The following is a 6718-nucleotide window of genomic DNA, read 5'->3' as shown; positions in this document are numbered from 1 at the left end:
CTTGCGCATCGCGCTGGACGCCGGCCCGACGCCGGCGCCCCCCTGACGGGATTGCCCGTCAGGCCGTCCGCATCCTGCGGGTTCCGAAGGCGGCAGCCTCAAAGACGGCGAAAGCCAGCATCGAGATGCCAACCATCGGGAAGAAGAGGCCGCCCGCAATTGCGATCACGATCAGCCCCTTCGGCACCCCGGTGCCGGCGGGCAGCCGCGGTGCGCCCAGGCTGCCCGCCGGGCGGCGCTTCCACCACATCACCAGCCCCGACAGGGTCAGGCCGACAATCGCCACCAGCGCGGCCAGCAGGACCAGCTGATTTGCCAGCCCGAAGGCTTGGCCCATATGGATGCCGACCCCCCATTCGGCCAGCCGGCCGAACAGGCCGAGATCCTTGAGCTGCATGTCGAACAGCGGCTTGCCGGTATACTGGTCGAGATGGATCACGCGTTCCTTCGGGACGTCGTCGGGATAGACGGATGCCGTGAAAACGCCATCCGGCTTGCTCGGCATGACGATGGCAAAGCCCGGCGCCATGCCCAGCCCCTCGACCGTTCGCACCACGTCATCCAGTTTTGCGGGAATGCCGGATGCCGCCGTGGACAATGGAGTCGGCTGGTTTTCGACGATCCAGGGGGCGCGGTCGATGGTGTCCTTCAATGGCACGGTGGAGACCGGATACTTGTCCCAATAGCCGTCCGGCATGCCCATACCGATCGCGTAGGCGGTGGCGTAGAACTGCTTGCCCCAATAGCCCGACCAGGGCAGCCCGGTCATCGCCAGGAAGAGGATGAAGACGCTGACGAAGATGCCGGTGACGGCATGGAGGTCGCGCCAGAACATGCGCTTGCCCGGCTTGCCGCGCACGGTTATGACACCGCCCCTCTGGCCGCTCTTCTGCTGCCCGCGCGGCCACCAGAGGTAGATGCCGGACGCGGTCATCAGCACCATCCAGCCGGCCACGCCCTCGACGACGCGCTCCGCGAACCAGCCGGCATATTGCAGGCTGTGCAGCTTGCGTACCACATACATGGACGGCGATCCGGCGAATCCGCCGTCCCACAGGCTGCCCAGCACCCGGCCGTCATAGGGATCGACATAGACGATGTCCTTCAACCCGTCGGATCCAGCGATCTTGACCTCGGCGGCGCGGTCGGGGGCGGCGGGCGGGGCGTAGCCCTTGAGCGTACCGGGATGGGCCTCCAGCGCCCTGGCGACCAGAGCGGACGGCGCCAGCTTTTCCGTGGCCTGCGGCGCGACGATGCGCAGGTCGCGATGCAGGCTGTCGTTGATCTCGTCCTTGAACAGATAGAGGGCGCCAGTGACGCACAGCAGGATGACGATGGGGGCGCAGATCAGCCCGGCGAAGAAGTGCCAGCGCCACAGCGCACGGTAAAGGGCAGAGCCGACGGCTCCGCCTTGCAGAGGTTCAGTCATGAGTGTCCATTCGGTCGTCGCGGTGCGGATCGCCCCGGCCTGGGGCGGTTCAGTGCTTCGTCGGACGATCGGATGGCGGGCCTTGGGACTGGAAGGGTTTCCGCTCCTTCGACCGGTTGAGCCTATCGGGCTTCGGCGACTCTGCGGACAGCAGGATCGCAACCGGCAGGGCCGGCATCTGCAGGGCCGGCAACAACGCGACATACTGGCCGAGCCAGCTGCAAGGCAGATGCAGCGGGGAAAGCTGTTGCTTGTCGATGCCGTCGGTATCGGTCAGCGGAACGCTGTCCTGGAGGGGGACGCCGTCCCGATCGACCGGCAGATAGACGATCTCGCCGCCGGTGCAGATGGCGACATAGCCATCGCGGTCGGCGGCGCCCGCAGCGGGAGCAGCGATGCGGACGAACAGGCTCAGCGCCAGCGCGAGTGCAAGCGCCAGCCCCCATCGTTCCTGCAGTCTGCGGCAATATGCCAGCATCCCGTTGCGACCGCCTCGCAGCTCAGATGGCAGCGATCGTTACCGGATCCGCCACAGGCGAACAATAGCCAAATCTTCTCCTTACGGCCGAAAGGTGCATCGGCGGTTCGCCATATCGCCAGCATCCGATTATCGGCGCTATAAACGGATCATCCTGCTTCCGCTCGGTAAGGCGACATGATGGTAAGGCTGCTGACGCTGCTTTCGGTTCTGCTGGTGATGGCTTTTCGCGGTGGGCCGGTCCGTGCCGACTATACGCCGCCCGGTGCGCTTTCGACGCCACCGCCTACGCCAACGGTTTGCTGCTGAAATCGCCGCCGCAACCGAAGCCCCAGGTGATCGCCGACCTGCTCAAGCAGGCGCGCGCCGCGCGCGACCGCAAGGACATGGCCGGCGCCATCCAGGCCTATGAGAAGACCATCACCCAAGGCGGCGGATCGCCGTCGGTCTGGCTGGAGTTGAGTGCCGCCTGGATGGCGGCATCCCCGCCCAACAAGGACCGCGCGCTGCAGAGCGCGGTGATGGCCGGGCAGTTCAACCCGAAGGACGAGGAGCGCGTCGCCATTCTCTGGCGGATCGCCACGCTGATGGACGAGGCGTTCGGCAAGCCGGACGAGGCGGTGAAGGCGCTGAAATCGATCCGGGACATCGCGCCGAAGATGGAGGCGGCGACGCTCGATGCTCAGGCGCCGAAGCTGGAGGAGCGCATCGTCGCGCTGCGCCGCAAGGCCGGTCTGGCGATGACCGCCGTCTCCGTCGATCCCGAGGGCAGCAGCCCGCGAGTCTGTTTCCAGTTCAACGACCGGCTGAGCGGCAAGCAGGGCATTCGCTTCGACGACTATGTCCGGGTGGAGCCGCCGACCAAGACCGCAATCGAGACGCGGGACAACAGCCTGTGCCTGCGCGGCGTCACCCATGGCGCCAGCTACACCGTCACCCTGCGCCAGGGACTGCCCGGCGAGGACGGGGTGAACCTGAAGGCCGACGAGACGCAGCGCGTGCGCGTGCCCGACCGGCCGGCGATGGCCAGCTTCCGCGGCTCCGCCTATATCCTGCCGCGCAAGGGCGCCGACGGCATCCCGGTGGTCAGCGTCAACACCGACCGGCTCGACGTGTCGGTCTATCGCATCGCCGACCGGGCGCTGGTGTCCAACAAATATGAAGGCAACATCTTCAACGAGCTGACCAGCTATTCCGCCGACCGGCTGGCACAGGAGAATGGCGAGCTGGTGTGGTCCGGCTCGCTGGATGTGAAGGGGGAGCGCAACCGCGACACCACTGCGGCGATTCCGTTCCGTCAGGCGGTGGGCGACGATCCCAAGTCCGGCCTCTATGTCGTCACCGCCCGTCCGCATGACGTGGAGGAATCCGACCGCTGGGAAACGCTGGCGACCCAATGGGTCCTGCTGTCCGACATCGGCCTGACCAGCTTCCGCGGCGCCGATGGGCTGACCGTCTTCGCCCGGTCCTTCGGCACCGCCAAGCCGCTGCCGGGGGTGGATGTCGCTCTGGTCGCCCGCAACAACTCCGAACTGGCCCGCGCCAAGACCGACGAGTTCGGCCGCGCCCGCTTCGCGCCCGGCCTGCTGAAGACCGGCGGCAACGCGCCCGAGATGGTGATGGCCTATCTCGGCACCGATTTCGCCATGCAGGATTTGACCGGCGCCGCCTTCGACCTCAGCGACCGCGGGGTCGGCGGGCGTCCGGCACCGGGTCCGATGGACGCCTTCGTCTATGCCGACCGTGGTGTCTACCGCCAGGGTGAGACGGTCAACCTGTCGATCCTGCTGCGCGACGACAAGACCGAGGCGGTGGACAACTTCCCGCTGACGGTGAAGGTCCTGCGCCCCAGCGGCACCGAATATTACAGCGGCGCCTTGAAGAGCCAGGATGCCGGCGGCTTCTTCCTGCCGCTGGCCCTGACCCGCACCGCGCCGCTCGGCGGCTGGGAAGTGCAGGTCTACAGCGACCCGAAGGGTGAGCCGATCGGCCGCGGCTCCTTCCAGGTCGAGGATTTCGTGCCGATCAAACTGGCGCTCGACGTGACCGCAAGCGCGCCGATCCTGGTGCCGGGCCAGCCTTTCGAGGTGACGGCGCAGGGCCGCTTCCTCTACGGACCGCCGGCTGCCGGACTGGACGGCACCGCCGAGGTGGCGCTGAAGACCGACCCGATGCCTTATCCCGCCTTCAAGGACTTTCGTTTCGGCCGGGTTCAGGACAAGCCGACCGAGCGGCTCGACTCGCTGGAATTCCCGACCACCGACGACCAGGGCGTGTCGCACGTCGCCGTGATCCTGCCGGAGGTGCCGGATACCAGCAAACCGTTGCGTGCCGACATCCGCGTCACCCTGTCCGAGCCGGGCGGGCGCCCGGTTAGCAAGTCGGTCAGTGTGCCGGTGCGGCCGAAGACCCATGCGCTTGGCCTGCGCCCGCGCTTCTCCGACGGCCGCGTCGGCGAAGGGGGCGAGGCCGCCTTCGACCTCGTCGCCGTAGCGCCGGACGGCAGCGCCATCGCCAAGCCCGGCATCAAGTGGGACCTCGTCGAGGAGCGGGTTTCCTTCGTCTGGTTCCGCCGCGACGGCCGCTACAGCTACAACGCCACGGTGCGCGACGTGCCGCTGGCTTCGGGCACCGTCGATGTCGGGGCCGACAAGCCGGCGCTGGTGGCGCTGGGCAAGCGCGACTTCGGCCGCTACCGGCTGGAGGTGACGGACAAGGCGGCTGGTGTGGCCAGCTCCTACCGCTTCTATTCCGGCTGGGCGAACGGCGACGAGTCCACCGACATTCCGGACAAGCTGGAGGTCTCGACCGACAAGCAATCCTACAAACCCGGTGACACCGCCCGCATCCGCGTGGCGCCACCCTTCGCCGGCGAAATGCTGGTGACGGTGGCGACCGACCGCATCTTCGACGTGCGCACCATCTCGGTCCCGGCCGAGGGGGCGACGGTGGAGATCCCGGTCGATGCCGCCTGGGGTCCCGGTGCCTATGTCACCGCCACCGCCTATCGCCCGCCGGTCAAGGGACGGGAACGGCAGCCGGTGCGCGCGATGGGCGTCGCCTGGGTCGGCGTCGATCCGTCCGTGCGCACCATGACCGTCACGCTCGACGCCCCGCAGGTGATGCGCCCGCGCAGCCGGCTGGAGGTCGGGGTGAAGGTCGCCGCCGCCGATGGCGGGTCGATGCAGGATACCTATGTCACGCTGGCTGCGGTCGACGAGGGCATCCTGCGCCTGACCGACTTCGCCAGCCCGCAGCCGGAGAAGCACTATTTTGGCAAGCGCCGGCTGGGGCTGGACATCCGTGACGATTACGGCCGGCTGATCGACCCGCTCGACGGCCCTTATGGCGCCATGCGCCAGGGCGGCGATTCGAGCGGCGCCGGCTTGCCGGTGGTGCCCTTCACCGTGGTCTCGCTGTTCCAGGGGCCGGTGAAGGTGGGGGCCGACGGCACCGCCCGCATCGGCTTCGACGTTCCCGACTTCAACGGCGAGCTTCGGCTGATGGCCGTCGCCTATAGCCGCGGCCGCGTCGGCTCCGCCGCCGGGCCGGTGACGGTGCGCGATCCGCTGGTCGCCGACGCCATCCTGCCGCGCTTCCTCGCCCCCGGCGACGACAGCCGCGTCACCCTGTCGCTCCACAATGTCGAGGCGGCGGCCGGCACCTATGAGGTGGCGGTCACAGCGCAGGACGCGGTGGCGGTGGAGGGTGGAAACCTTTCCGTCCCGCTGGCGAAGGGCGAGCGCAAGACTCTGATCCTGCCGCTGAAGGGCGTTGCCGCCGGCATCGGCCATGTCGCCGTGGCGGTGAAGGGGCCGGAGAACCTGGCGCTGAACCACGAGTACGGCATCACCGTCCGCCCGGCGCGTTCGGTCGAGACGCAGTTCGTCACCCGCCAGATCGCCCCCGGCGAGAGCGTCCGCTTCGATGGCGCGGAGCTTGCCACCTACCTGCCGGGAACCACCAGCTGGTCGGCCAGCTTCACCACGGCACCGCCTTTCGACGTCGCCGGCATCCTACGGGCGCTCGACCGCTATCCGTTCGGCTGCCTGGAGCAGACGGTCAGCCGTGCCCTGCCGCTGCTGGTGGTGCGCGACGTGGAACTGGCGCTGGGCAAGGACCGCAAGCCCGATGACGGGCTGGAGGCGCGGGTCCAACAGGCAATCTCCCGCACGCTGGACAAGCAGCGCTTCGACGGCGCCTTTGGCCTGTGGGGGGCGCATGACGAGGCCGACGGTTGGCTGACCGCCTATGCCACCGAGTTCCTGGTCCGCGCCAAGCAGAAGGGCGAAGCGGTTCCCGACAAGCCGCTGACCGACGCCTTGAACTGGCTGCGCCAGCGCGCCATCGCCAGCGCGTCGGAGCCGAACGAACTGGCGGTGCGCGCCTATGCCCTGCACACGCTGGCGCTGGCCGGCGTCTCGCTTCCGGGTCCGGCGCGCTACCTGCACGACACCGCGCTGGAGAAGCTGCCGACCCCGCTCGCCAAGGGGCAGCTGGGCGCGGCTCTCGCCCGCATGGGCGACCAGGAGCGGGCGGCAAGCGCCTTCGACAGCGCGGTCGGCCATCTGGCGCGCGAGGAATGGCATGTCGATTACGGCTCCACCGTCCGCGACGCCGCGGCGCTGGTGGCGCTGATGACCGAGGTCAACATGGCGGGCAACCGCATCCCGGCACTGATCGACCGCCTGCCGGCCTCGGCCACCGCCGCCAACCGCACCAACACGCAGGAGAAGGCGTGGTCAGTGCTGGCCGCCGACGCGCTGCTGCGCGGTGCGCCGGCCAAGGCGGAGATGACGCTGGGCGGTGCG

The 6718-nt window shown here is 68.6% G+C and carries 3 protein-coding genes; 1 reads left to right on the top strand and 2 read right to left on the bottom strand.

The window, feature by feature from the left end; all coding sequences use genetic code 11:
• Positions 1-58: 58 nt before the first annotated feature.
• Together I71_RS00260 and I71_RS00255 are read right to left on the bottom strand one after the other, a co-directional pair.
• A complete protein-coding gene (locus I71_RS00260; protein ID WP_042688591.1) occupies positions 59-1429 on the bottom strand; it encodes a PepSY domain-containing protein in 1371 nt (456 codons plus the stop codon).
• 49 nt (positions 1430-1478) lie between these two features.
• Positions 1479-1907: a hypothetical protein gene (locus tag I71_RS00255; protein ID WP_042688590.1), complete on the bottom strand. Its 429-nt coding sequence runs from the start codon at positions 1905-1907 to the stop codon at positions 1479-1481.
• 335 nt (positions 1908-2242) lie between these two features.
• Between I71_RS00255 and I71_RS00250 the strand changes: the two genes are divergently transcribed.
• The coding region (locus I71_RS00250; RefSeq protein WP_244433526.1) for an alpha-2-macroglobulin at positions 2243-6718 on the top strand (4476 nt) is incomplete at its 3' end.

This window comes from Azospirillum sp. B506 (assembly GCF_000333595.1).
GTDB lineage: Bacteria > Pseudomonadota > Alphaproteobacteria > Azospirillales > Azospirillaceae > Azospirillum.
The sequence above is the reverse complement of the archived record's forward strand: the minus strand, read 5'-3'. Positions and strand labels throughout refer to the sequence as shown.

Excerpts from the sequence above, each read along its gene's own strand:
- I71_RS00260 (WP_042688591.1), bottom strand. The coding sequence starts at position 1,429 with ATGACTGAACCTCTGCAAGGCGGAGCCGTCGGCTCTGCCCTTTACCGT.
- I71_RS00255 (WP_042688590.1), bottom strand. The coding sequence starts at position 1,907 with ATGCTGGCATATTGCCGCAGACTGCAGGAACGATGGGGGCTGGCGCTT.